General features: G+C 41.9%; 4 protein-coding genes. 3 read left to right on the top strand and 1 reads right to left on the bottom strand.

All coding sequences use genetic code 11. The features are described 5' to 3' along the window. Together dnaN and ACE1B6_RS00145 are read left to right on the top strand one after the other, a co-directional pair. Positions 1–741: DNA polymerase III subunit beta (gene dnaN, locus ACE1B6_RS00140; protein ID WP_413255202.1), on the top strand; the 741-nt coding region annotated here is incomplete at its 5' end. Positions 742–986: 245 nt separating this feature from the next. Further along, positions 987–1,838, top strand: a complete 852-nt coding sequence (locus tag ACE1B6_RS00145; RefSeq protein WP_413255203.1) for a bifunctional DNA primase/polymerase — start codon at positions 987–989, stop codon at positions 1,836–1,838. Positions 1,839–1,844: 6 nt separating this feature from the next. On the opposite strand, the gene ACE1B6_RS00150 is transcribed toward ACE1B6_RS00145, so the two are convergent. Beyond that, the gene (locus tag ACE1B6_RS00150) at positions 1,845–2,249 is read right to left on the bottom strand and encodes a helix-turn-helix domain-containing protein (protein WP_413255204.1); all 405 of its coding nucleotides are present in this window, start codon (positions 2,247–2,249) and stop codon (positions 1,845–1,847) included. Positions 2,250–2,454: 205 nt separating this feature from the next. Between ACE1B6_RS00150 and ACE1B6_RS00155 the strand changes: the two genes are divergently transcribed. Beyond that, a partial coding sequence (locus ACE1B6_RS00155; protein ID WP_413255205.1) for a ParB/RepB/Spo0J family partition protein occupies positions 2,455–3,407 on the top strand: 953 nt, incomplete at its 3' end.

The following is a 3,407-nucleotide window of genomic DNA, read 5'->3' on the forward strand; positions in this document are numbered from 1 at the left end:
GTGAAACCATTGTTATTAGCAACTGCATTACGTTATGTGCTGTTTGCAGCAGCTACGGAGGAAACAAGACAGGTACTCACTGGGGTTCATTTACAATTTGATGCAGATAGCATTGAATTAGCTGCTAGTGATAGTCACAGGTTGGCATTTGCTACCATCGCTAACCCTTATGTTGAAGATGAAACTATTCCTGAGTTCAGTGTAACTATCCCGGCTAGCAAATTACAACAATTAGAAAGGATTCTTTCAGAAACTACTGCTCATACTATCAGTTTAGCATTTGATGAAAGCAAAGCTTGGTTAACGATTGGTACAACCGAGCTAGTCATGCGATTATTAGCTGGGGAATATGCTCAGTATCGACAGTTGATTCCTCAACAACAACAAACAACTGTCCGTTTTGAACGCAAGCAGTTGATAAGTTTGTTGGAACGTTTAGCGGTGCTTACGGATAAGAATTCTGTGGTTGTGGCTGATATCAATCAATCAAAGCAATCAATACAATTAACTGTCGAAACAGCGAATTGGGGTAGTGGTGTTGAGGTAATAGAAGCATTGGTGACTGGTCAAAGTTTACGGATTGGTTTGAATATCAAATATCTGCTAGAAGGTTTGAAGAAATTGGATACTGCTTGGGTAGAATTGCTACTGGATGAACCAACTACTCCCATAATCATCTCGCCAGTAGAAAGCTTAATTCCGACAACTCAGGTATTGATGCCTATTGAAATCAAACATTAGGTAACAACTGGGGGATAGGGGGTAGGGGATAGGGGTTAGGTGTTGGGGAATTTCTTCTCTTGCCTAATTTTCGCCTGTTTCGACGTTGCAGAACATATAAAAGTTGTGTTGGGTTCTTCTCTTCCCTAACCCCCAACACCTAACCCCTATCCCCTTCCTCTTCCCTAACCCCTAACCCCCACCCCCCAACCCCTTCCTCTTCCCTACACCCAAATTTACAGTTTAATTCAAATGTATTCAACCCAATGACTAACAATCTGATGCAAAGGTTGTTACAAGGTCTGTCGTTGATTCCTAGTAGTTGGTCAATTGTGCCAACTAATGGAAATAAACAACCTTTAGGCTACAAATGGCAACAAAATCCATTTCATAAAGATGAATTAATCAGACAATTGCAATCAACAGGTGGAGTAAAAGTCCGCAATCAAGCAGGTAATCAAGTGCGTGTTTATCCTCAAGGAATTGGTGTATTAACAGGTCGGGGAATGGTTGCTCTAGATGTTGATGGTAGTTCGGCAATGAAGGTGTTACAAACAATTACCAAGGGAAATATGCCACAAACTGTCGCATTTACTAGCGGTAAACCAGGGCGTTGTCAGTATTTATTTTCGATTCCTGATGGTACTGAAATTAAGTCGCGGCGCATTAAAGCACCGTTGTTAGGTGAAGCTTTAGAAATTAGAGGTGCGGGGATGATGTCAGTTTTACCACCTTCTGTGCATCCTCAAACTGGGAGATATCGTTGGGTAGTTAGTCCGGTAGAATGCACAGTTGCTACTGTTCCTAAATGGTTGAATCAGTTAATCCCCAAATCTTCCAAGTCTGCACCGCAATCATTGACAGTGAAGAATCAGCGAATCGCTGCTTTGTTAGCTCAACTAGCACCTTGGAGAGCAGATGATTACAATGAATGGATTCGGATTGGTATGGCATTATATTCTTACTCGCCATCGTTGTTACCAGAGTGGGATTGGTGGAGTCAACAATCATCCAAATATCAGCCTGGTGAATGTACGCAAAAATGGGCTACTTTTCATCCCACTAGAATTAGCATCGGTACGTTGTTTTATTTGGCTCGAATAGATTCTAGGATTTAAGCAAGTTTAATTAGCAGATATACTCTTATTAGCTAAGAGTGCAGCAGAGGATGCAATTAAAGAGACAATCTCTGTTGGTTCCAGCAAGGAAATATCTGCCAAAATCTCTTCTAAAGTTGGCTTACGTCTTTGCCACTCAGGAATCCCTACTCCTTGTCGATACTCTTGTAAAGAGATTTTTCCCTCTAAATAAGTCAGTAAGGTTTCTGGTGTACCGCCGCTGACTTGCGCTAAAACTTTAAAGTTATTTGAAGTAGGGTCTGGCAAATTTACACCATTAAGCCACCGATTCACCGTTGCATTGCTGACTCCCAACGCTCGACTAAGGGAAGTCTGATTCCAGCCTCCTTCACGCAAAAGTTGCTCAATTAGACAACTCAAAAGTAGTTGCCGACTTGGGAGAGATCTCACCAGCTACCTTCCCGAACGATAACCAAGTACGTCTTATTCTGCCATAAATTCCTCATTTGCGTCCTAAAGTCTGTGTTGTACAAAGAACTAATCTCTCTTGTTTACAAGTGTAAGATATAGTGTACACTTGTAAGAAAATGAAATTAGAATTGCCGGAAAGCTTTTTTTAATAATTACTTGAGTACAAGTTTGTCAGGAGAGAAATTTGCATTCTGCACTGCCTAACGCTGCTAATCTTGGCTCTGAATCTACGTTTGGGGTAGATCCGCATACCCTGCAACCGCATCCTCGTAATACTTTTATTTATGGGGAAGAGGAAGATATTTCTGAATTAGTGGCATTAATTGAGTCTTCTGGTTGGGTAAAACCGTTAGTAATTACTCCCAATAAAACCATTATTTCTGGTCATCGTCGATGGAAGGCAGTACTAACTTTGGGATGGCATTCTGTGGGAGTGGAAGTTAGGGAGTTTCAGACAGAAGCAGAGGAATTGGAGGCGTTACTTTTGGAGAATGCTAGCCGGGAAAAGACTGTGGAGCAAAAGGTCAGAGAAGGAAAAGCTTGGGAGGTTGTGGAAAGGGAGAAGGCTAAGAAAAGGCAAGTCGAACTGGCGGGAACTCATCGGCGAGGAAAAACATCCGACCTTGTGGCAAATTTGCCACAAGGTATGGAAACGGGGAGAACAAGGGAACGGGTATCTGCTCGTGTCGGTATGAAAGCGCGTACTTACTCGAAAGCTTCTCAGGTGGTAGACTTGATCGATCGGGAGTTCAGCCAGGGTAACTTAGAAGTGGCTCTTGCATTGCGTCAGGTGTTAAATCTTCAAAGTGTAGATGCAGCTTACCAACTGCTCAAACAACCATCTCAAAAGCGTCACCAAATATTATCTGCTCACACTGGTGGCAAATTAAAGTTAAAAAAACTAATGTCCCAAGCGCCATTCGACTCTGATTTGGCAGTGGAAAATGCTGATACAACTTCCCCAGAAGTAGATGGGATAAAATCTTTGGCAGTAGGAGATGTAGTTTTCATCAATATAACCTGGCAAGAGAAAGCGGGAATTCCTGAAAGAAAATGGAATGGATTTTGGGGAGTAGTACAGTCAAATAACATGGGGATAAAAGTCAATATGGGAGTTGAGGTAATTAATGTAAAATC

This window comes from Floridaenema fluviatile BLCC-F154, from assembly GCF_041929135.1.
Classification (GTDB): Bacteria; Cyanobacteriota; Cyanobacteriia; order Cyanobacteriales; family Aerosakkonemataceae; genus Floridanema; species Floridanema fluviatile.

Coding starts and splice junctions, on each gene's coding strand:
- ACE1B6_RS00145 (WP_413255203.1), top strand. CDS start 987: ATGACTAACAATCTGATGCAAAGGTTGTTACAAGGTCTGTCGTTGATT.